Below are 22,078 nucleotides of genomic sequence, written 5' to 3' on the forward strand. Positions count from 1 at the left end.
CTGGGTTTATTGTTCCTATATAATATAGGACCTGGTGTGCAACAAATATTAAGAATTTAGTGAGCTTCCTCAAGCGCGCCGGCAATGTAGATCATTGCCAGTAGCGTGAAAACAAAGGCCTGGATAAAGGCGACCAGAACGCCCATCAGCATCATTGGTACGGGGAGGAGGAATGGCACCAGAGCAAGGAAGATCATAAGGACGATTTCATGCCCGTACATGTTTCCGAACAAACGCAAAGAGAGCGACAGCGGTCGAGCCAGATGGCCGATTATTTCAATGATGAAAATAAGAGGAGCCAGCACAAGAATGGGCCCCATGAAATGCTTCAAATAGCTGATTCCATGTTCTTTAAGACCAATGATATGGGTCATGGCGAAGACAGTTAAAGCCAGGGCGCCGTTGGTGTTGAGGTTGGCCGTAGGCGGATAGAAGCCGGGAATGAGGGCGATCAAATTGGAAACCAAAATGAACAGAGCAAAAGTCGCGATCAAGGGAAAGTAGGCTTTTCCCTTGGGTCCCATTGTCTCTTCAATAAGGTTTTCTACCCCGGAAACGACTACTTCCATGAAGTTCTGCATTCCTTTGGGCACTATTTGTACGCTGCGCGAAGCGAGAAAGGCGACCAGAATAAGCAGGATCATGACGAACCAGGTGTAGGTCACGTGTTCGCCGATGTGAACATGAAATTGCTGTTCAAGCCATTGCAAAAAGAGAAACGGATGAGTCATGACAGTTTATGCCTCCTCGCTCAGAAAGAACGTTTCAGGGTCGTCCACATAATGTTGATAACCACAACCGACAATCCCAGCGCCAGGCCGACAGGATGTACCTTCAATACGACAATCAGGACAACCAGAGATGCGGCCAAGGCTCCCAGCCGAATAAAATAGCTGAGTTTGAAGCCTCTGGCGGATTGTTGTTGTGGATCTCCTATAAGCTTTTTCAGTGAGAAGTGCAGCCAGTGATAACCCGTTATGGCTACAAGTCCTCCGGTTAGCACACCTAGAACAAACGGAAGTGATGTACTGAAACTGCTCAGGGCCACCAGGATTCCGAGAATGAGCCAGTTGCGGCGGGACAGGTCACGCAGCAACTGGGTATCGTCATTCATTTCCGCTGGAGTCCTGATTTTCCTTCTCCTGCCGTTTAAGCTCGCGATCGGTCAGTATGTAGATATTCCGAAAGCCTGAGATGATCCCCAGAAGAAGAAATATTAGGGTAAGCCAGGGTGAGGTATCAAGCCACCGGTCCAGGTAGTAGCCCATGGCCAGTCCGATAAAGGTGCTGGCAACCATGGATATCCCCACACTCGACAGGAATCCAACGGTCTTGATCAGTTGACGTCTATCTTCAGCCATGAACCCCTTTTGGGCCTACCACTCAGAGCACCCCATAAAAACCAGCCCTTATTAGCACAGGGACTATTTCATGTCAACCACGTTTATGGTGGTTAATCAGTTGGATCCCCGTTTTCGGCCCCTCCAGTCGCGAAGGCTCCAGGAGAGTTGGCTGCAGATACCCCTCAACAAAGCATGGTCGTCTTCGCTGAGTCCGGCTCGGTGGGCGAGTTGCCGGATTCGGTGCATAACCGCTTCAGGGCGAGATGGGTTGAGGAAGGCCGTACGGGTCAGAATTGTTTCAATTTGGCCAAACAGTTCCTCTAGATCTCCCTGGCTGAGATGAGGGGACGTGGCGGTCGAAGAGGTGGGTTTAGGGGTGCGGGCCATCTCGTATAGAAAGAGTATAACGGCTTGCGCGAGGTTGAGCGAGCCAAGTGTGGCGGAGGTCTCGATGGTGGCGGCATGGGAACAGAGGGAGACTTCTTCGCTGGTCAGACCCGAGTCTTCGCGGCCAAAGACCAGACCGAATCGACCCTGCGGGGGTAGATTTTCCTGCAATGCCGGAACTTCCGTGATGTCAAGGAGTTCCCCCCTGAGTCTGCCCGAGCGTCGTGTGGTGGCCACCGAAAGAGTCAGATCACTTACGGCGGCGGCGAGATTGGGGAAGAGGCGGGCCTCGCCGAGCAGGTGGTTGGCGGCCACCGCGAATTTTCTGGCCTCGGCGTGGAGGTGCTGGCAAGGGTTGACCAGGCGAAGATCCTCGCAGCCGAAATTGGCCATGGCGCGGCACACCATGCCGATGTTGCCAGGACTTTGCGGTTCTACCAAGATGATGCTGATATGGGCCAATGAAGGGATCATAACCGCTGTCGATCGAGCAAAATAAAAGGGCCACCTCTGGGGATTGTAATTACAGAGGTGGCGGGAGAGAAAATTTAAAGGTCGCGGAGAAACAGCGGGTTAAGCCTTAGTTTTAAGTTCTTTAAAGGAGGCGTGGGCCGCTTCAATAGTCTGGTCAAGGTCCTCCGTGGTGTGAGCCACGCTCATGAACCCAGCCTCGAACTGGCTAGGCGCCAGGTTGATACCTCTGTCGAGCATCGACCGAAAGAATCTGCCAAAGGATGCTGTGTCGCTCTTGGACGCATCGGCGAAAGAGTAAACGGGACCTTCGGTGAAGTAGGTGCAGAACATGCCACCGACGCGCTGCCAGCAGGTGGCAAAGGGTGCCGACTTGGCTGCTTCGACGAGGCCTTTTTCAAGATAAGCGCTTTTTTCCTCGATGCGCTGATAGAATCCTTCCTCTTTCAGGAGATTCAGGGTGGCGATGCCGGCGCTCATGGCCAAGGGGTTGCCCGAGAGCGTACCGGCCTGATAGACGCCTCCTTCAGGGGACAACTGTTCCATGATTTCCCGTTTGCCGCCAAAGGCGCCTACAGGAAGGCCGCCACCAATGATTTTGCCCAGGCAGACGAGGTCACCCCGGACACCGAAGCGTTCCTGGGCGCCGCCATAGGCCACGCGGAAGCCGGTCATGACTTCATCGACAACAAGGAGTATGCCCTCCCGATCACAGAGAGAGCGCAAGCCGGCTAGAAAATCTTCCCGGGGAGGTACGCACCCCATGTTGCCAGCGATCGGTTCGAGAATAATACAGGCCACCTCGCCCTTGTTGGCCTCGGCGAGGCGCGTGACGTCATCGAGGTCGTTATAGGTGGCGGTCAGGGTGTGTTTGGCAAAATCCGCCGGCACACCGGGGGATGTCGGAACGCCAAAGGTGGCCGCCCCGGAACCGGCTTTCACGAGCAGGGAGTCGGCATGACCATGGTAGCAGCCATCAAACTTGATGATCTTGTCCCGGCCGGTGAAGCCACGAGCCAGGCGGATGGCGCTCATGGTCGCTTCGGTTCCAGACGAAACCATGCGCACTTTTTCGATGTTGGGATAGGCTTCACAGACCATTTCGGCCAGGGTGATCTCTTTCTCGGTGGGGGCTCCGAACGAGGCGCCACTGTCGGCGGCCGACTTGATGGCTTCCACCACCTTGGGATGGCAGTGCCCCAGAATCATCGGTCCCCAGGAGCCGACGTAATCAATGTAGCTGTTGCCATCGACGTCGTAAAGCCGGGATCCCTGGGCGCGACTGATGAAAACAGGGTCACATCCAACCGACTTGAAGGCTCTGACGGGACTGTTGACCCCGCCAGGTATGCTTTTCTTCGCCTGGGTAAAGAGTGTGGTGGACTTCTCGTGGTTCATGGGGCCCCCTTTTTCGCCCGGAAGGCGTCTTGAGAATGATGAATGTGACTGTTTGTGTGAGTAAAGGACTTGCTTAACACAGGGGCCAAAACATGTCAAGAAGGTGAAAAATAACAGGAAGTTGTCGGCAGGTGCCGGAAGCCTTGATGAGGTGTGAAATTCGTGAAAGGCGACGCGGCGGCAGAGGACTCCAGTTTTTAATCTGGCTGTCCGGGCGCATAACAAGTTGACAATGTTACGGTCTTATCTTATAAAAACCGCTCAGACCAATCGGTATTTTTTGGGCTGTGTCCGCAGCCGCGCAGGGAGTATGCATGGCCGAGCTTTTACTGATTCTGGTCGGTGCCATTTTCGTCAATAACTTCGTTCTTGCACGATTTCTTGGCATCTGTCCTTTCCTCGGAGTTTCCAAAAAAGTCGAAACAGCCCTCGGCATGGGGATGGCGGTCACTTTCGTCATGACCATCGCCGCCGTGGTTACCTGGTTCATTCAATATTTCGTTCTCAATCCCTTTGGTCTCGAATACCTGCAGACCATTGCCTTTATTCTGGTCATTGCCTCTCTCGTCCAGTTGGTTGAGATGGTCATTCAGAAAGCCAGTCCCGTTCTCTATCAGTCGCTGGGCATTTTTCTTCCCCTTATAACGACCAACTGCGCGGTGCTGGGGCTGGCGGTGCTGAATATCCAAAAAGAGTACTCTTTTCTGGAGAGCGTTATTTTCGCCATCGGGGCGGCGCTGGGCTTCACGCTCGCCATGGTTCTTTTTGCTGGCTTGCGCGAGCGAGTCGATATGTGTCCTGTGCCACGGAGTTTTCAGGGGACGGCCATCGCTCTGGTGACCGCCGGATTATTGTCGCTGGCATTTATGGGTTTTGCCGGGCTGGTCAAAGGATAGCCCTCAGGCTGGAGGAAGACGAGTCGCATGTTGGAAGCTGTAATCAGCCTGGGTGGAATCGGATTTTTGGCTGCTGTGGCCCTGGGGGCTGCCGCCAAAAAGTTTGCCGTCGAGGTGGATCCCCGTGAAGCGGCCATTCTCGAGGTTTTGTCGGGCGCCAACTGTGGTGCCTGCGGATACCCTGGTTGCGGTGCCTACGCCAAGGCCGTGGCTGCCGGTGAGGCTGCTCCCACGCTCTGCCCCGCTGGCGGGACAGAGACCGTTCGAGAGATTTCCCATATTATGGGGGTTGAGGCGGTTGCTGCAGAACCCGAAACAGCTGTTGTACTGTGCCAGGGAGATAATGAGTCAGCGCAACTGAAATATCGTTATCTCGGTCTGGAGGATTGCCAGGCCGCTCAAAAGATTGCCAATGGTCCCAAGAGTTGCCCTGGCGGCTGTCTGGGGCTGGGAACCTGTGTCCGAGCCTGTCCCTTCGATGCCATAGAGATGACGGCTAAGGGCCTTGCCGTCATCGATCGGGAGAGATGCACGGGGTGCCGAAAATGTGTTTCCGTCTGTCCCCGCGCCGTTATCCGCATGACTCCGAGAGTCGCGATGACCCATGTATTGTGCAACAGTCAGGACAAAGGCGCCCTTGTACGGAAATATTGCCAGATCGGTTGCATCGGTTGTCAGATCTGCAAAAAAACAGCGCCGGAAGCCTATGCCATCGAAAACAACCTGGCCCGAGTCGAGTATGCGCATCATGAGGCCGCGGCGCTGGCTGTAGCCAAATGTCCGACCAAGTGCATCCTGGATTTTTCGCAGGCATATCCGCCGGGGAGCCACTGCACACCATCATCCCCGCAATCCAAAGAGGGCGTCCTTTAGCGGTTCTGTTTTTCTGGTAAGAGAAAGCGATCGGTGAATGAAGTTGACAGCTTTTTCGGGAGGAGTTCATCCTCCCGACAACAAAAAAGGGTCTGCCCACAAGCCTATCGAGGATTGTCCGCTGCCCGAGGAGCTGGTTATTCCTCTGTCGCAACACATCGGCGCTCCGGCCAAGTGTTGTGTGGCGCCGGGGGAGCATGTCCTTAAAGGCCAGATCGTGGGCGAGGCGCATGGATTTGTCTCCGTCCCCGTCCACGCCTCCACCTCCGGTGAAGTCATCGCGGTAGAATCCAGGCCTCACCCCTCGGGGAGCCTTCTCCCCGCCGTCGTTATTCGTCCTGACGGTGAGGACATTTGGGCTCCAGGCCTTTCCACCGCAGACCCTGACACTCTTTCCTGCCGTGAGATTGTCGACCGTATTCGTTCGGCCGGTATCGTCGGCATGGGCGGAGCGGCCTTTCCCACGCATGTCAAACTCAGTCCTCCGGATGAAAAGCCGATCAGCACTCTGGTTATCAATGGCGTCGAATGTGAGCCCTATCTGACGGCGGATCACCGCCTGATGCTTGAGGAGACAGTCAGGATTATCGACGGCATGCGGATTGTCCAGAAGGCCCTCGGGGCCGATCGGGTCATCGTTGGCATCGAGGCGAACAAGCCGGATGCGATACAGGTAATGATGGAAGCCTGTCGTCCTCATGGCATCGAGGTGGCGTGTCTGCCCGTGATGTACCCGCAGGGAGCTGAAAAACAGCTGATTGTGGCGCTGGTCGGTAAAGAAGTTCCCTCCGGCGGTCTACCCATGGATATCGGTGTTGTCGTCCAAAACGTGGGAACCTGTGCCGCCGTATCCGATGCGGTTCGTCTGGGTCGGCCGCTGATCGAAAGGGTGGCCACGGTTACCGGTGATGCGGTTGCCGAACCCAAGAACCTCCGCGTCCGCGTCGGAACTTCCCTGGCGCACATGGTGGCGTTTTCTGGCGGGAGTCAGGGGGAGGTCGGAAAAATTATCATGGGGGGCCCGATGATGGGGGCTGCCCAGTTGTCCCTGGATGTACCGGCAACGCGGGGGACATCCGGCGTTCTCCTCTTTAGTGAGGGGCTCGTCGATCCTCAGCCGGAAGGCCCCTGTATTCGTTGCGGACGCTGTGTTCAGGCCTGCCCATCCCGTATTCTGCCCACATCGATTGCCGCTTACGCTCGGGTTAATCTTATCGATGAGGCCGCCGGTCTCGGTGCCATGGACTGCATTGAATGCGGTTGTTGTGCCTATTCGTGCCCGGCCCGGATCCCTCTAGTGCAGGCGATCCGCTCTGCCAAAGGCGCCATCCTCGCCAAACGAAGGAAGCTTTAACGTGGAAAAACAGCTGTACCTTTCATCGTCTCCCCATATCCATGCCGGGGAAACCACCGAAAAGATCATGCGGGCTGTTATCTACAGCCTCCTGCCCGCCTGTGGCGTGGCGATCTATTTTTTCGGTTTCAGGGCCCTGCTGATTTTGCTCCTTTGCGTTGTTGGCTGCATGATTACCGAAGCGGTCTGTCAGAGGTTGATGCATAGGCCGGTCACCATCGCCGATGGCAGCGCCGCCCTCACGGGGATTCTGCTGGCGTTGAATCTGCCTCCGGCCAGTCCCTGGTGGCTGGCCCTTCTGGGCGCGGTCATCGCCATCGTGATTGGCAAGCAGGTCTATGGCGGGCTCGGCTACAATCCCTTCAATCCGGCTCTGGTGGCCCGTGTCGTCCTGCTGATTTCCTTTCCTGTGCAGATGACCGCCTGGACAAGTCCCGCGCCGCTGGGTTCAAACGTTGATGTTGTTACCGCCGCGACACCATTGGGGGAAATGAAAACCGCGGTGATGCTTACCGGCGAGTTGCCCCTTGCGGCTCAACAGGGGTTCTCGGATTATTTTATCGGCCACATGGCCGGATCTTTGGGTGAAATTTCCGCCTTGGCATTGCTTCTTGGCGGCCTGTATCTGTTGTGGCGACGCATTATTACCTGGCATGTGCCCGTATCCTTTATCGGCTCAGTCTTGGTTTTTTCCGGTATTTTCTGGCTCGTCGATTCCAGTCGCTATCCCAGCCCTCTTTTTCACTTGCTCACCGGCGGCCTGATGCTGGGGGCGCTTTATATGGCGACGGATATGGTGACCGGCCCCGTAACGTCGAAAGGCCTCATTGTTTTCGGGCTGGGTTGTGGAATCATCACGGTGTTGATACGGCTTTTCGGCGGCTACCCGGAGGGCGTCTCCTTTGCTATTTTGCTCATGAATGCTGCCACCCCTTTGATTGACCGCCTGACCCGCCCAAGAAAATTCGGCCTGGTTGAGACGAGGCGTTGAGGGGAGAATGTGATTATGAAAGAAATCGGACGCCTTGCTCTTGTATTGACCCTTATTGCCGCTGGTGCCGCCTTGATTCTCTCGCTGGTGGAGGCGGTGACCAGGGCACCCATCGCCGAAACCCGTCGTCAGGAAACCCTCAAGGCTATTCGGGCCGTCTTGCCCGCTGATATCAATAATTCTCCTGATGAAGATACGGTGACGCTGATTTCCGGCCAGGATAAAAAAGGGCGCGATGTGGTTCACACTTTTTATCGTGGGCGAACAGGGGGGCAGGTGGCTGGGGTGGCCTTTAAGGTGGTGGCGCCTGACGGCTACAGCGGCAACATCACCATTATGGTGGGCGTTCTGCCCGATGGTCGTGTCCATGGCGTGGAAATTCTGTCTCATGCCGAAACCCCCGGTCTGGGTGATGGTATAGAGTTGCCCTGGTTTAAGCAGCAGTTCAGCGGGAAAAGTCTTGAGAATTCTGATTGGCGGGTGAAAAAGGATGGTGGGCAGTTTGATCAGATCACCGGCGCCACCATTTCTCCCCGAGCCGTTGTGGGTGCCGTCAAGAAGGGGCTGGAGTTTTTTTCTTCCAACCGGACAGAGATACTGACTTCCGGGGAGGGCGTAAAATGAGGCTTGTCGCGGAGTTTTCCAAGGGGATATGGAAAGAGAATCCCGTATTTAAGCTCGTCCTTGGCATGTGCCCGGCCCTGGCCGTGACCACCAGCGCCGAAAATGGTTTGGGTATGGGTTTAGCCACCACCTTTGTCCTCGTGTGCTCCAATATCGTCGTTTCGCTCATGCGTCGCCTCATCCCCTCCAAGGTGCGTATTCCCTCCTTTATTGTCGTCGTGGCTTCCTTTGTTACCGTTGTGCAACTATGCATGGAGGCTTATTTATACGATTTGTATAAAGCGCTTGGCCTCTTTATTCCCCTCATCGTTGTTAACTGCCTAATTCTTGGGAGAGCGGAAGCTTTTGCCTCGAAAAATCCGTTGTCTGCATCGGTGATGGACGGGATCGGCATGGGGCTGGGCTTCACTCTGTCCTTGTTTCTTCTGGGGGCTGTGCGTGAAATCTTGGGTGCGGGGGCCTTGCTTGGCTACAGCGTTTTTGGGGCGACCTATAAACCTTTCCTCCTTATGATCCTGCCTCCGGGGGCCTTCATTGCTCTTGGCTTTCTCCTGGCTTTGATGAACCGTCTTGAATCCAGAAGATCCTAGGACCTGAAGTCCATCTGCTGCCGTCAGGTATTCTGTACCTGGCCAGTGGGGGAAACGACCAGAGGGTGCAAGCAAAATAATTGACTTAACCTGCTGTTAATACGCCGAAATGATAGAGATAATTGCATACAGTATACTGTATTTTTTCCTTGACAAAGGATTCCAATTATCCTAACTTGCAGTCGGCCAAGCCCGGCAGTGTGCCGGGGTTTTTCTTGGATTGAATGCTATAAAACACCGTTGGGAGGAGCCGTTTCATGTTAGACATTTATCTTCCGATACTTGTCCTCATCGCTGTTGCGCTGGCTTTTGCGTTGGGGTCGGTCCTGTTTTCCTGGTTGATCGGCCAGAAAAAGCCGAGTGCCATCAAGTTGGCCCCCTATGAATGTGGTATGCCCTTGATTGGGACTGCTCACGAGCGGTTTTCGATCAAGTTTTATCTGGTTGCAGTGGCCTTTATCGTTTTTGATATCGAGGTGGTATTCATGTATCCCTGGGCCGTTGTTTTTAAGCAGCTTGGTTGGTATGGCGCGGCGGTTATGGGGGTCTTTCTTTTTGTCCTCGTTATCGGTTTTGTTTATGACTGGAAAAAAGGAGCACTGGAATGGGAGTAGAGCAGACTCTTGGAAATAATGTCATAACCACAACGCTGGATAAGGTGGTCAACTGGTCCAGGGCCAAGTCCCTGTGGCCGATGACTTTTGGTCTTGCCTGTTGTGCGATCGAGATGATGGCTGCTGGTGCTGCTCGCTTTGACCTTGATCGCATGGGTATTCTCTTTCGCGCCTCCCCTCGTCAGGCGGATCTGATTATCATTGCCGGGACGGTTACCAAGAAAATGTTGCCCGTCATCAAGGTAGTTTACGAGCAGATGCCGGAGCCCAAGTATGTTATTGCGATGGGGGCCTGTGCCTGTTCCGGTGGTGTTTTTGATACCTATAGTGTCGTGCAGGGCATCGATGAGGCTCTGCCGGTCGATGTGTATGTTCCCGGGTGTCCTCCCCGCCCCGAGGGTTTGATGTTTGGACTGCAGAAGCTGCAGGAAAAGATCATGAAGGAGCAGAATTCCTTCGGTGCCGCTATTGGTGTGGGTGATAGGGTTCTTGAAGCATAGGCTGAACCGTGCAACTGGATCATTAAACTAGGGATAGAGATATGAGTGAAAATGCCGCCGTTGGCAAATTGAAGGCCAAGTACGCCAGCTCAGTTCTGGATGTTGCGGAGTTCAGGGGTGAGACAACTGTGACGGTAAAGAAAGAAGATATCGTCGCAATATGTACCTTTCTGAAAAAGGAAGTCGGTTATAACTTTCTGACAGACCTCTGTGGCGTTGACTATCTTGGAAAAACGCCCCGTTTCATGGTGGTTTATCACCTTTACAACATCGGCACCAAGGAGCGTCTGCGTTTAAAGGTGCCGGTCGAGGAGAGTGACGCCACGGTGGATACGGTGTCCGGAGTCTGGTCGACTGCCAACTGGCACGAGAGGGAGTGTTGGGATCTCATGGGGATCTCCTTCAATAACCACCCGGATCTGCGCCGGATCCTCATGGCGGAAGATTGGGAAGGGCATCCGTTGCGCAAGGACTATCCCGTGCAGGGGCCCGGCCGTCGTCCCTACCAGGGGCGGGTTTCCTGATCAATCTGTGAGAATTTCACTTATTTCCTATAGATGAGGCATGTGATGGCAATGACCGAAACAATGACCGTGAATATGGGTCCCCAGCACCCCTCGACCCACGGCGTACTGCAATTGATCCTCGAGCTGGACGGGGAAGTGGTTAAAAAAGCAACCCCGCATATCGGTTTTCTGCATCGTGGGGTGGAGAAGCTGTCCGAGTATCGCACCTATCACCAGACTTTACCCTTGACCGACCGTCTCGACTACCTGGCTCCCATGAGCAACAATCTCGCCTATGTTCTGGCCGTGGAGAAGCTGCTCGGCATTTCCGATGAGATTCCCGAGCGAGCCAAGGTTGTCCGGGTTCTGTTGGCCGAATTGACTCGTATCAAGAGCCATTTGGTGTGGTTGGCCACGCACGCGCTCGATATTGGGGCCATGACGGTCTTTCTCTATTGCTTCCGTGAGCGTGAGCGCATCATGGATATTTACGAGAAGATCTCTGGCGCTCGTATGACGACCAATTATTTCCGCGTGGGCGGACTTTCTGCCGATCTCCCGGATGGCATTGTGGAAGAGATCAGCCAGTTCGTGGATGAGATGCCGGGGCATGTTGACACCTATGAAGGGCTCATCACCGGGAATAAGATCTGGCAGAAGCGAATCATGGGGGTTGGCGTTATTTCTGCTGAAGATGCTATTGACGTTGGTCTGAGCGGGCCGGCTTTGCGCGCTTCTGGGGTTGACTGGGATCTCCGCCGCGATGATGCCTACAGCGGTTACGAAGACTACGACTTCAAGGTCTATACCAGCCAGGATTGCGACACCTGGGGGCGTTACCAGGTCCGTCTGCTTGAAATCCGTGAGTCCTGCAAGTTGGTGAAGCAGGCCATTGCCAAGCTCAAGCCCGGTCCCGTTATCGCCGATCTGCCTAAGGTCTGTCTGCCTCCCAAGCAGGATGTCGTCAATACGATTGAAGCTCTTATCCATCAGTTCAAGCTCATTTCGGAAGGGTTCAAGCCCGAGGTTGGCGAAGTTTACCAGGGGTGTGAAAACCCGAAGGGAGAGCTTGGCTTTTATTTGGTTTCCGATGGCTCGTCTCACCCCTATCGTATGAAAATACGCTCTCCTTCCTTCGTCAATCTGCAGGCGCTGCCGCAGATGGTCGTGGGCCGCATGATACCTGACGTTGTAGCCATTATTGGTACTCTCGATATCGTACTTGGCGAGATCGACCGTTAACTGATTGCTGGACAAAGGGGTTTAGGTTATGAGCAATGCCGCGGAAACTGTTCAGGAGCAGGAGATCGATCTGACCGCAGCCAATCAGGTCATCGACAAATATATTGATATGCATGGGGCTCTTATGCCCGTTCTGCAGGAGGTGCAAGAGGCCTACGGGTATATCCCTGAACCTTGTGTGCATCTGATCGCCGAGCGTCTCAATGTCTATACCAGCCAGATCTACGGTGTGTTGACCTTTTATGCGCAGTTCCATCTGGAGCCGCGAGGCAAATACATCGTCAGGGTATGCATGGGAACCGCCTGTCACGTAAAGGGGGCTGGTCGCATCGCCGATACACTCAAGGAGAGGCTGGGTATTGGCCATGCTGAAACGACGGAAGACCTCAAATTCACTGCTGAATACGTGGCCTGTATCGGCGCTTGTGGTATGGCGCCCGTTATCATGGTCAACGATGGCACCTACGGCAGTATGACGGTTCAGAAGATGGACGAGGTTATTGCCAAATATAAGGCAATGGACTGAAGATTTCTTTTACAAACCCAATCCTAAGGCGGGGATGAATCCATATGGCCGCAAATGCTGAAAACATAAAAGTCCTTATCTGTCAGGGCACCGGGGGTTTGGCTTCCGGAGCTAAGGCAGTAGCAGAGGCTTTTGAAGAGGAATTTGCCAAGAAGGGTGTAGAAGCCAAAATTGGCAAACGTTGTGAAGTTATCGGAACTGGCTGTCGAGGACTCTGTGCCAACGACGTTCTGGTCGATATTGTTATGCCTGGGCAGGATGGGGTCACCTACGATTTTGTAACCCCTGAAATCGTGCCCCAGATTGTCGAAGAACATGTTCTGGCCAACCAGCCTGTCGATAAAAAGAAGGCAGGTCCCTATTACGAAAAATTCCTCGAAAAGCAGCATCGCGTTGTTTTTTCGCGTTGCGGTACGGTTAATGCTGAAAGTATTGATGACTTCATGGCCCACCGGGGCTTTGAGGGCATTAAGAAGGCAGTTACCATGGCGCCGGCCGAGGTCATTGACGAAGTTAAGCGTGCTGGACTCAGAGGTCGTGGGGGCGGTGGTTTTCCTACCGGCGTTAAATGGTCCTTCTGCGCAGCCTCTCCTGGCAATGAAAAATATTTGATCTGCAATGCCGACGAAGGTGACCCCGGGGCCTTTATGGACCGGTCTATTCTTGAAGGCGATCCCTATGGCTTGATCGAAGGCATGATGATCGGTGCCTATGCTATCGGCTGCACCTTCGGGTATGTCTATTGCCGGGCTGAATATCCCCTTGCTATTAAGCGGTTACAGAAAGCCATCGATACCTGCTACGAAAAAGGTATTCTCGGCAAAAACTGCATGGGTCTCGGTTTTGACTTCGATATGCGCATCAAGGCTGGCGCCGGTGCGTTCGTCTGCGGTGAGGAAACCGCTCTGATGGCCTCCATCGAGGGGCAGCGCGGCATGTCCCGACCCCGTCCGCCCTTTCCCGCCGTGCGCGGTCTCTGGGGCAAGCCGACCAATATCAATAACGTTGAGACTTTCGCCAATGTCTCGTACATTTTTTATAATGGGGCCGACTGGTATTCCAGTATTGGCACCGAAGGCACCAAGGGAACCAAGATTTTCGCTCTCACCGGGAAGGTCAAGCACACCGGTCTTGTCGAGGTTCCTGCCGGCACCACCATGCGCGAAGTTATCTTTGATGTTTGCGGCGGAATTTTGAAAAACCGCAAGTTCAAGGCTGTGCAGGCCGGTGGCCCTTCGGGTGGTTGTCTGCCTGGCGACGCCCTGGATGCACAGGTTGATTATGACTCCCTTATCAAGGCTGGCGCCATGATGGGTTCCGGCGGGTTGGTCGTCATGGACGAAACGACCTGCATGGTTGATATTGCCCGCTTCTTTCTGAATTTTACCAGGGTGGAGTCCTGCGGGAAATGTATCCCCTGTCGCATTGGTCTCAAGATCATGCTGGAAATCCTTGAGCGCATCACCTCCGGCGAAGGTCGCGAAGGTGACATCGAGATGCTCGAGGATATGGCCTACGACATTAAGAAAAGCTCCCTGTGTGGCTTGGGACAGACGGCACCTAATCCGGTTCTGTCCACTATTCGTTATTTCCGTAATGAATACGAAACCCACATCAATAATAAATACTGTCCTTCCCATTCCTGTAAGCCGCTTCTCAAATTTGAAGTCATCAAAGAGGCCTGCAAAATGTGCGGCATGTGTTACAAGGTATGCCCTGTCGATGCCATCATTTGGGAAAAGAAGCAGGTTGCGGTCATCGATAAGGAAAAGTGCACCAAGTGTACCTCCTGTTATGATGCCTGCCCCTTTATGGCCATTGAATAGCCAGGTCCCTAGCTGATTTGATACGAGGTTAAGATGGTAAATCTTACTATTGACGGCAAGCAGATCACTGTAAAGAAGTCGGCTACAATTTATGAAGCCGCAAAAGAGGCCGGGATCGACATCCCGGTGCTCTGCTATGCTAAGAAGCTTCTGCCTTACGGGGCTTGCAGGGTTTGTCTCGTTGAAGTGGAACAGATGAAGGGGCGCCTGATCCCTTCTTGTACGACCCCCGTCACCGAGGGGATGGTCGTAACGACGACTTCACCTGAAATAACCAAGGTCCGAAAGACCGTACTGGAATTCTTGCTTGTCAACCATGTTGTCGAGTGTCCAGTCTGTGACAAGGCGGGCGAGTGTGATCTGCAGGATCTCACTTTTGAATACGAGGTCGTTAAGAACCGTTTTAGCGGTGAGAAATTTGATCTGCCGACGGACGAAGTCAATCCCCTTATCGAACGCAACATGAATCGTTGTGTCCTTTGTGGGAAGTGCGTCCGTGTTTGTGACGAAATCGTCGGGTACGGTTCTTACTCGTTCATTAACCGCGGTTTTGAAACCAAAATTGCCACGGCCTTCGATCGCGGACTCAACTGTGAATTTTGCGGGCAATGTGTTTCCATGTGTCCGGTCGGAGCCATACTGCCTCGTCCGTTTAAGTTCAAGGCGAGACCCTGGCAGCTTAATGAAGTAGATACGGTTTGCGGGTACTGCGGCAATGGCTGCACAGTTACCCTCGGTGTTCTGAATGATAAGGTCGAAACTATTCGCTTTAATGACAAAACTGGTGTCAATGATGGCAACCTGTGCATTCGTGGGCGCTTTGGGTACGGCTATATCCATCATGAAGACCGGATTCGCAAGCCCTTGATCCGCAAGGACGGACAACTCGTCGAAGCGGAATGGGAAGAAGCCATCGAGGCGGTCGTTCAAGGCTTCGATCGGGCCCGCAATGAAAAGGGGATCGGTGTATTGGCAGGAGCGCGGTTAACCAACGAGGAGTTCTTCCTGTTGAAAAACCTCGCTAAGACCCTTGGCACCGGCAATCTCGATCACTCCGGCGGCGAATGCTACAAAGGGGTCACTGAGGGTTTATTCGAAACTCTTGGGGTGAAGGCGTCTACCGGCACTTTTCCGCAGGTCGAGTCCTGCGACACGGTTTTGGCTATCCGCTCCGACTTCTATGAAACGCACCCGGTATTTGGGATGGTCGTCAACCAAGCGGTGAAACGGCACGATGCACAACTCTTCATCGTCTCTGACAAAAAGGGCAAGTTCTCCAAGCTGCCCCACGCCAAAACCCTTCTTGGCAAGCCTGGCACCGAAATTCAGATTCTCAACGCCATCGCCCGCGTTCTTCTTGATGAGGGCTTGGCCGTAACTGAAGGTGTAGAAGGGATCGAGGAACTCAAGATCGGTCTCGCCAAATTTGCGCCGAACGAAGTAGCCGACAGAACCGGTGTAAGCGCTGAGGCAATTGAAACCGCGGCCCGGGCTCTTTCCAGCGCCAAGAAAAGTGCGATTCTGTTGGCCTACGGTTTACCTTACACGGCCCAGAGCAAAGAACTCGCCATTGCTGCCGCGAACCTGGCTATCCTTACCGGCAACGCCGGTCGTGAAGGTTCTGGCCTTTATCTTTGTGGTGAAAAATCCAACAGTCAGGGCGCTATTGATCTCGGCATCCTGCCCGAGCAGGGGGCTCTGGGCGCCAAGGCTATGCTTGAGGCTGCCCAAAGCAGCAACCTTTCCGCTCTCTATGTGGTGGGTGAGGATTTGCTTACCTCCTATCCGGACCGCAGCCAGTTGGAAGCAGCGCTTAAAGCAGTTCCCTTTCTCGTCGTACAGGACATCTTTCTGTCGCCGACCGCCCAGCAGGCCAATGTGGTTCTCCCTGCCACCTCATTCGCCGAAAAAGACGGTACCTTCACCAACGCTGAGCGTCGTATCCAGCGTGTACGCCCTGGTGTGAGCAGCCCGGGTGAAGCGAAGACAGATTTTGAAATTTTCGAAATACTCTCTGCACGTTTTGGTCGCAACGTCTCTTACACGAGTGCTGCAGCTGTCTTTGCAGACATCGCGGCCAACATTCAGGAATACGCCGGCCTCCAGATGGAAGCCATAGGGGCTCAAGGTGTCGTGTGGGGCGGGGACATCCTTGCACCCAAGAAAAAGCGTGTCGTGGCCGTCGCTGCTGAGGACGTGGCAAACAGCGAATTCCTGCTCGTCACCGGCAGCTCGCTCTATCATAGCGGAACGATGTCTACGCGAGCCAAGGGGCCTCTCTCCGTAGTATCAGAGCCTTACCTTGAGTTTGGTCAGGAAGATGCTAAAAAGCTCAACGTTGTCGATGGGGACATGATTACCGTCAAGGCTGAAGGAGGCCAAATCAAACTGAAAGCCAAAGTTGATCGGCGTCTGCCCCAGGGTGTGGTGTTTGCGCCCTACCATTTTGCCTCGGCTGAAATCAATCGACTCTACAAAGGTGAGGCGGTTGTCCCGGTGCAGCTGAGCAAGTAAGGCTCTCAATCCAGCCGGAGGAGCTATGGAGTGCCCACAGTGTAAAACCAGTGTCTCCGCCAAGGCGAGGTACTGTGAACAGTGCGGCGTTAATCTGGAGCAAAATGCCGAATTTCTGCATGAGAAAGCACTTGAGCTCTACCACCGTGGACTGATCGATGAAGCCTTGCATCTTTGGGACCGCGCTGTAGGTCTCAAGGAAGATTTCGCCAAGGGTTACTATTATAAGGGTCTGGCGCTTTATGACCGCGGTGACTTGCAGGATGCGGTAGACGGTTTCAACAAGGCACTGAAAGGTAGTGAAAAGAGTTTTCGCGTCTACTTCAAACTCGGAATGGCCCAATACGGCCTGGGAGATCTCGACGCAAGCATTCAAAGCTATAACGAGGCGTTGAAGCTCAACCCCGGGAGCGCTGAAACCCATTATCGGCTCGGGTTGTCCTATCTGAGGAATTCGGACCTCGAAAAAGCCGAAAAAGCGCTGACTGAAGCCATAAAGATCAACCCCAAATATACTCGAGCCCTTTATATACTCGGTATCGTATTTTCACAAAAAGGGGACAACCAACAGGCCATTGAGCAATTTAAAACGGTCGTAGATATCAGCCCGTCCTATACTGCCGCTCGCTTCGATCTGGGGATGGCTTTCTACCGGGCGGGGCAATGGGATGAGGCGGCCGACCAGTTTCAGAAAACGACTGAAGCCAATGAACGTTTTGCCCCAGCTCACTATATGCTGGGTGAAGTTTACAGAAAAACAGGACAATTCGACTCGGCCATCAGCGCCTACAATCAAGCAGTAAGACTCAACGCCAAGGATGTTGAGACCTATATTCGTCTCGCTGAGTGCAATCTGCAGCTCGATCTGATGGATGCGGCCAGGGTCGCTATCAGCAAAGCTTTGGAGTACAATCCGCAACATCGCGAAGCATTGTATCTGCAAAAACACTTGAAAGAAATGACCACGCCTCATAAGCCTGGTTTCTAAGTTAGCAGTTTTATTGTAATAAAGAGCACATCTTAATCGATCAAGGAAGAGGATTGTCATTATGCCTGAATTGTTGAGCCTCTCAAACAATGTGCCGCTGTTTCTTGCAGCTATGCTTGTCAAGATCCTAGCAGTGTTCGTGGTGCTGATTCTTATCGTCGCCTATGCAACCTGGGTAGAGCGCAAGGTGATTGGTCACATGCAGACCCGACTCGGTCCCATGCAGACAGGTTGGCATGGTTTGCTGCAACCGATTGCAGACGGGCTGAAGTTGTTCTTTAAAGAAGATATTATTCCTGCGGAAGCATCCAAGGTTCCTTTTGTCCTGGCGCCAATGATGATCCTGGTGCCTGCCTTCATTACTGTCGCAGTTGTGCCCTTTGGTCCGGACATGGAGGTCTTTGGCTATCTGGTGCCCCTGCAGATTACCGACCTCAATGTGGGCATCCTGTATGTCCTGGCCATGGCTGGTCTGGGTGTTTATGGTATCGTCCTGGCGGGTTGGGCTTCCAATAGCAAATACTCGCTGCTTGGAGGAATTCGCTCTTCCGCCCAAATGGTATCCTACGAACTGGCCGCTGGGCTTTCTATTGTTGCTGTCTTTATGCTGGCTGAGACCCTGAGTCTGCGTGGTATCGTTGAGGCCCAGTCTGGCGCCCATCCCCTCTTCTCCTTCCTGCCGAACTGGTACATTCTGTCCCAGCCACTCGCTTTTGCCCTCTTTGTAGTAGGGTCTTTGGCTGAAATCAACCGGACGCCTTTCGACCTGCCAGAGGCCGAAACAGAGCTGGTCTCGGGTTTCTGCACGGAATATTCCTCCATGAAATACGCCCTGTTTTTCATGGCTGAATATGCCAACATGGTGGTGATCTCCGCTATTGCAGCTACCCTGTTTCTCGGTGGTTGGGCCGGTCCCTTCCCTGGGCCAATCAATCTGCTGCTCAAGGTTTTTGCCTTCATGTTTTTCTTCATTTGGCTGCGTGCCACTATGCCCCGGGTACGTTATGACCAATTGATGTTTATCGGCTGGAAGGTGTTCATCCCTCTGGCATTGGCAAACGTCGTCGTTACCGGCATCGTCGTTCTCATGATGCAGTAATTTAAAACCTGACACGAGGATAGGCCCATGTTTAAAGAGTTTATTAAAGGTCTCAGCATCACCTTCAAGCATATGCTGCCGGGAAATTCGACTACGGTTCAATATCCGAAGGAGAAGTTGCCCACTTCGGATCGTTTTCGCGGACTACATCGTCTGGTCCCGACGCATGAGCGGGAAAAGTGCGTGGCATGCTATCTCTGCCCGACTGTTTGCCCTGCAAAATGTATTACCGTCGAATCGGCTGAAAACGAAAAGGGAGAAAAATATCCCAAAGTTTACCAGATCGATCTTCTGCGCTGCATTTTCTGCGGCTACTGCGTAGAGGCTTGCCCCGTTGAGGCGCTGGAGATGACCGGTGAATATGAACTTGCCAACTACAAGCGCGAAAACTTCACCTTCACCAAAGAGCGACTTCTCAAGTAACTGGTATAGGAGCTGAATCCATGGAACTTCTCTTTTTCTCTCTGGTCGCCTTTGTCGCGGTCCTTTCCGGAGTGATGGTGGTGACTTGCAAGAGCCCTATCAATAGCGCTCTTTCGCTCGTCATGACCTTCGTGTGCCTTGCTACCTTCTACATCATGCTCAATGCTCCCTTTATGGCCGCGATTCAGATCATGGTCTATGCTGGCGCCATTATTGTGCTGATTATCTTTGTCATCATGCTTCTTAACCTTGGCACTGCTACCATGAAAAAGACCTCTCATAGTCTGGCCTGGTCAGGCCTGGTGGCCCTGCTTCTTTTTATTCAGGCTGCTGTCTTTCTCAATCGCAGCAATGTCACTGGGCAAGTCGGCGAGGTGACGGGAGAGCTCGTAAACCAGGTTGGACATACCGAACTTCTTGGTCTAAGCCTTTTCACCGAGTTTCTTCTTCCCTTTGAAATTGCATCGATCCTGCTCCTCGTTGCCATTGTCGGTGCGTTGGTGCTGGCCAAAAAAGAAGTATAGTCACCAAAAGGACAGGAGATAGATCATGATTACCGTTCACCATTATCTTGTTATAAGTGCAATCCTGTTTTCACTGGGCACTTTCGGAGTATTGACAAGGAAAAATGCCATTGTCGTCTTTATGTGCATCGAACTGATGCTCAATGGGGTAAATCTTTCCTTTATTGCCCTTTCTCATTTTCTTGGAAATATGGATGGCCAGGTCTTTGTCTTCTTTGTCATGGCTGTTGCGGCATCAGAGGCAGCAATAGGGCTCGCTCTTATGATTGCATTTTTCCGGAACAAAGAGTCCATTGAGGTAGAAGACTTTAACCTTCTTAAATGGTAATTGCTCCCTGTACTATGGGTTAATCCGCTTAGAGGAGAGATAGATGTACGACAAACTGTGGCTTATACCATTCTTTCCCTTGCTGGGGTCCATCATTAACGGACTTTTCGGCTCGAAGATCAAGAATGAGAAGGTGATTGGGACCATCGGTACCCTGGCGATTGCCTCCTCCTTTGTGGTCTCAACCAATTACTTCCTTCAGCTTCTCAAAGACCCTGTTAAAGTTCATGAGAATGTGATCGCCTCCTGGATGTCCGTCGGCAATCTGCAGGTGGACTGGGGTTTTCTCCTCGACCCTTTGTCCGCACTGATGATCATGGTAGTCACCGGGGTTGGATCTCTTATTCATCTGTACTCCATTGGTTACATGCACGGGGAAGAAGGGTTTTTCAGATACTTTTCTTATCTGAACCTTTTTGCCTTTTCCATGCTGATGCTGGTACTTGGTAACAATGCCCTTGTCATGTTCATTGGCTGGGAGGGGGTTGGCCTCTGTTCGTACCTCCTGATTGGTTACTATTACCATAAGAAGAGCGCCGGAGACGCTGCCAAGAAGGCTTTTGTGGTCAATCGTATCGGGGACTTCGGTTTTCTGGTCGCACTCTTCATCCTGTTTTGGACGCTGGGCAACGATCATGGAGTATGGACCGTTAACTTTGTCGAGATTGCCAAGCACGGCCATCTTCTCGGAACCGGCAGTGTAGTTGTTACTCTCGTCACACTGTGCTTCTTCCTGGGTGCAACTGGTAAGTCGGCCCAGATTCCCCTTTACACCTGGTTGCCTGACGCGATGGAGGGTCCTACCCCCGTTTCGGCACTGATCCACGCCGCAACGATGGTTACCGCAGGTGTCTATATGATCGGCCGGATGAATGGTCTGTTCGCCATGGCTCCCGACACCATGATGGTTATCGCCATTGTCGGTGCGGCAACCGCAATTTTCGCCGCGAGCATAGGCCTGGCCCAGAACGATATCAAACGCGTCCTGGCCTATTCTACCGTCTCTCAGTTGGGCTACATGTTCCTGGCCATGGGTGTTGGCGCCTTCACCGCTGGTGTTTTTCACCTCATGACCCACGCATTTTTCAAAGCCTGTCTCTTCCTTGGCTCCGGTTCCGTTATCCATGCGATGCATCATGCCTATCATCATGCTCATTTGCATGACGATGCGCAGGATATGCGCAATATGGGTGGACTGGCCAAAAAGATGCCTATCACCTATCTGACTTTTCTGGTCTCTACCATTGCTATTGCCGGTATTCCTGGCTTCTCAGGCTTCTTTTCGAAGGATGAGATTCTCTGGTGGGCTTTCGGCTCCACTCGCGGGCACTGGCTCCTTTGGCTGGTTGGCGCCATTGCGGCCGGTATGACGGCCTTCTACATGTTCCGCCTCGTTTTCATGACCTTTCACGGGAAACAGCGTACTCATGTCAAGGCCAAAGACCATATTCATGAATCGCCCTTGGTTATCACCATCCCCCTGATGGTTCTGGGTGTTCTCGCTGTTTTTGGCGGCTATGTGGGTGTACCCGCCGTCATTGGGGAGCTGTTTGGTCACATCCCCAACAAGCTTGAGCATTTTCTGGCCCCTGTCTTCGCAGCCACTCAGGAGGCCCACCATATTTCTGCTCACGGATCTCACGCTCTTGAGTTCGGGCTAATGGGGGTTTCCGTTGGTATTGCCCTCGTAGGTATTGTCGGGGCCTGGTTCTTCTATCTGGCCAAACCCGAACTGCCCGGCAAGTTCGTGGCCGCCTTCCAGGGGCTCCATCGTGCCGTATTCAACAAATGGTATGTTGACGAACTTTATGACGCTCTTTTTGTCAACGCAACCAAGAAGGCCGGTACCTTCTTCTGGAAGGGTTTCGACGTCATCGTTGTCGATGGCATTGTTAATGGTCTTGGCCGGATTGTTAACCTCTGCTCCAGAGGGCTGCGTCTTACTCAGACCGGCTTTGTTCACAATTATGCCCTGAGCATGGTTGTTGGTGTCGTCATCATTGTTGGCTATTACGTCTTCAAATAAGTGGCGCTTAGATCTGCGATAGAAGTGAAATAAGG

At 53.1% G+C, this 22,078-nt stretch carries 24 protein-coding genes; 19 read left to right on the forward strand and 5 right to left on the reverse strand.

The window, feature by feature from the left end:
* Nucleotides 1-56: 56 nt before the first annotated feature.
* The 5 genes from atpB to hemL form a co-directional block, all read right to left on the reverse strand.
* Complete coding sequence (gene atpB, locus MJO47_RS04175) at nucleotides 57-731, reverse strand: F0F1 ATP synthase subunit A (RefSeq protein WP_253959859.1); 675 nt, start codon at nucleotides 729-731, stop codon at nucleotides 57-59.
* 20 nt (nucleotides 732-751) lie between these two features.
* Nucleotides 752-1,114 (reverse strand): ATP synthase subunit I, encoded by a 363-nt coding sequence (locus MJO47_RS04180; RefSeq protein ID WP_253959860.1) that lies wholly within the window; start codon nucleotides 1,112-1,114, stop codon nucleotides 752-754.
* The gene (locus MJO47_RS04185; RefSeq protein WP_253959861.1) at nucleotides 1,107-1,361 is read right to left on the reverse strand and encodes an AtpZ/AtpI family protein; all 255 of its coding nucleotides are present in this window, start codon (nucleotides 1,359-1,361) and stop codon (nucleotides 1,107-1,109) included. Before MJO47_RS04185 ends, MJO47_RS04180 begins: the two co-directional genes overlap by 8 nt.
* Before the next feature lie 96 nt (nucleotides 1,362-1,457).
* On the reverse strand, nucleotides 1,458-2,204 hold the full coding sequence (locus MJO47_RS04190) for an RNA methyltransferase (RefSeq protein ID WP_253959862.1): 747 nt from the start codon (nucleotides 2,202-2,204) through the stop codon (nucleotides 1,458-1,460).
* A 99-nt stretch (nucleotides 2,205-2,303) separates the two neighbouring features.
* Complete coding sequence (gene hemL, locus MJO47_RS04195; protein ID WP_253959863.1) at nucleotides 2,304-3,599, reverse strand: glutamate-1-semialdehyde 2,1-aminomutase; 1,296 nt, start codon at nucleotides 3,597-3,599, stop codon at nucleotides 2,304-2,306.
* A 314-nt stretch (nucleotides 3,600-3,913) separates the two neighbouring features.
* On the opposite strand from hemL, the gene rsxA reads away from it, so the two are divergent.
* The 19 genes from rsxA to nuoL all read left to right on the forward strand — a co-directional run bounded on the left by rsxA (nucleotide 3,914) and on the right by nuoL (nucleotide 22,043).
* Nucleotides 3,914-4,495 carry an electron transport complex subunit RsxA gene (gene rsxA / locus MJO47_RS04200; RefSeq protein ID WP_253959864.1) on the forward strand — a complete coding sequence of 194 codons (582 nt, stop codon included), beginning with the start codon at nucleotides 3,914-3,916 and terminating at the stop codon, nucleotides 4,493-4,495.
* A gap of 27 nt (nucleotides 4,496-4,522) precedes the next feature.
* Nucleotides 4,523-5,368 (forward strand): RnfABCDGE type electron transport complex subunit B, encoded by an 846-nt coding sequence (locus MJO47_RS04205; RefSeq protein WP_253959865.1) that lies wholly within the window; start codon nucleotides 4,523-4,525, stop codon nucleotides 5,366-5,368.
* 37 nt (nucleotides 5,369-5,405) lie between these two features.
* Nucleotides 5,406-6,722 (forward strand): electron transport complex subunit RsxC, encoded by a 1,317-nt coding sequence (gene rsxC / locus MJO47_RS04210; protein WP_253959866.1) that lies wholly within the window; start codon nucleotides 5,406-5,408, stop codon nucleotides 6,720-6,722.
* A 1-nt stretch (nucleotide 6,723) separates the two neighbouring features.
* Nucleotides 6,724-7,713, forward strand: coding sequence for an RnfABCDGE type electron transport complex subunit D (locus MJO47_RS04215; protein WP_253959867.1), 990 nt, complete (start codon nucleotides 6,724-6,726; stop codon nucleotides 7,711-7,713).
* Between the two features lie 15 nt (nucleotides 7,714-7,728).
* Nucleotides 7,729-8,337, forward strand: coding sequence for an RnfABCDGE type electron transport complex subunit G (locus MJO47_RS04220; protein ID WP_253959868.1), 609 nt, complete (start codon nucleotides 7,729-7,731; stop codon nucleotides 8,335-8,337).
* Nucleotides 8,334-8,927 (forward strand): electron transport complex subunit RsxE, encoded by a 594-nt coding sequence (gene rsxE / locus MJO47_RS04225; RefSeq protein WP_253959869.1) that lies wholly within the window; start codon nucleotides 8,334-8,336, stop codon nucleotides 8,925-8,927. Before MJO47_RS04220 ends, rsxE begins: the two co-directional genes overlap by 4 nt.
* A 257-nt stretch (nucleotides 8,928-9,184) precedes the next feature.
* A complete protein-coding gene (locus tag MJO47_RS04230) occupies nucleotides 9,185-9,541 on the forward strand; it encodes an NADH-quinone oxidoreductase subunit A (RefSeq protein WP_253959870.1) in 357 nt (118 codons plus the stop codon).
* A complete protein-coding gene (locus tag MJO47_RS04235; protein WP_253959871.1) occupies nucleotides 9,532-10,041 on the forward strand; it encodes an NADH-quinone oxidoreductase subunit B family protein in 510 nt (169 codons plus the stop codon). Before MJO47_RS04230 ends, MJO47_RS04235 begins: the two co-directional genes overlap by 10 nt.
* A gap of 41 nt (nucleotides 10,042-10,082) precedes the next feature.
* Complete coding sequence (locus MJO47_RS04240; RefSeq protein WP_253959872.1) at nucleotides 10,083-10,565, forward strand: NADH-quinone oxidoreductase subunit C; 483 nt, start codon at nucleotides 10,083-10,085, stop codon at nucleotides 10,563-10,565.
* Nucleotides 10,566-10,610: 45 nt separating this feature from the next.
* Complete coding sequence (gene nuoD / locus MJO47_RS04245) at nucleotides 10,611-11,789, forward strand: NADH dehydrogenase (quinone) subunit D (protein WP_253959873.1); 1,179 nt, start codon at nucleotides 10,611-10,613, stop codon at nucleotides 11,787-11,789.
* A gap of 28 nt (nucleotides 11,790-11,817) precedes the next feature.
* A complete protein-coding gene (gene nuoE, locus MJO47_RS04250; RefSeq protein WP_253959874.1) occupies nucleotides 11,818-12,315 on the forward strand; it encodes an NADH-quinone oxidoreductase subunit NuoE in 498 nt (165 codons plus the stop codon).
* Between the two features lie 44 nt (nucleotides 12,316-12,359).
* On the forward strand, nucleotides 12,360-14,141 hold the full coding sequence (gene nuoF / locus MJO47_RS04255) for an NADH-quinone oxidoreductase subunit NuoF (protein WP_253959875.1): 1,782 nt from the start codon (nucleotides 12,360-12,362) through the stop codon (nucleotides 14,139-14,141).
* 33 nt (nucleotides 14,142-14,174) lie between these two features.
* Nucleotides 14,175-16,655 carry an NADH-quinone oxidoreductase subunit NuoG gene (nuoG, locus tag MJO47_RS04260; protein ID WP_253959876.1) on the forward strand — a complete coding sequence of 827 codons (2,481 nt, stop codon included), beginning with the start codon at nucleotides 14,175-14,177 and terminating at the stop codon, nucleotides 16,653-16,655.
* Between the two features lie 25 nt (nucleotides 16,656-16,680).
* A complete protein-coding gene (locus MJO47_RS04265; RefSeq protein ID WP_253959877.1) occupies nucleotides 16,681-17,643 on the forward strand; it encodes a tetratricopeptide repeat protein in 963 nt (320 codons plus the stop codon).
* Between the two features lie 61 nt (nucleotides 17,644-17,704).
* Nucleotides 17,705-18,742 carry an NADH-quinone oxidoreductase subunit NuoH gene (gene nuoH / locus MJO47_RS04270; protein WP_253959878.1) on the forward strand — a complete coding sequence of 346 codons (1,038 nt, stop codon included), beginning with the start codon at nucleotides 17,705-17,707 and terminating at the stop codon, nucleotides 18,740-18,742.
* Nucleotides 18,743-18,769: 27 nt separating this feature from the next.
* Nucleotides 18,770-19,165: an NADH-quinone oxidoreductase subunit NuoI gene (gene nuoI, locus MJO47_RS04275; protein WP_256502235.1), complete on the forward strand. Its 396-nt coding sequence runs from the start codon at nucleotides 18,770-18,772 to the stop codon at nucleotides 19,163-19,165.
* Between the two features lie 20 nt (nucleotides 19,166-19,185).
* A complete protein-coding gene (locus MJO47_RS04280; RefSeq protein ID WP_253959879.1) occupies nucleotides 19,186-19,689 on the forward strand; it encodes an NADH-quinone oxidoreductase subunit J in 504 nt (167 codons plus the stop codon).
* A 25-nt stretch (nucleotides 19,690-19,714) separates the two neighbouring features.
* Nucleotides 19,715-20,017: an NADH-quinone oxidoreductase subunit NuoK gene (gene nuoK / locus MJO47_RS04285; RefSeq protein WP_253959880.1), complete on the forward strand. Its 303-nt coding sequence runs from the start codon at nucleotides 19,715-19,717 to the stop codon at nucleotides 20,015-20,017.
* Nucleotides 20,018-20,060: 43 nt separating this feature from the next.
* On the forward strand, nucleotides 20,061-22,043 hold the full coding sequence (gene nuoL, locus MJO47_RS04290; protein WP_253959881.1) for an NADH-quinone oxidoreductase subunit L: 1,983 nt from the start codon (nucleotides 20,061-20,063) through the stop codon (nucleotides 22,041-22,043).
* Nucleotides 22,044-22,078: the final 35 nt, after the last annotated feature.

The sequence above is a fragment of the Desulfuromonas sp. KJ2020 genome, assembly GCF_024197615.1.
GTDB lineage: Bacteria > Desulfobacterota > Desulfuromonadia > Desulfuromonadales > SZUA-540 > SZUA-540.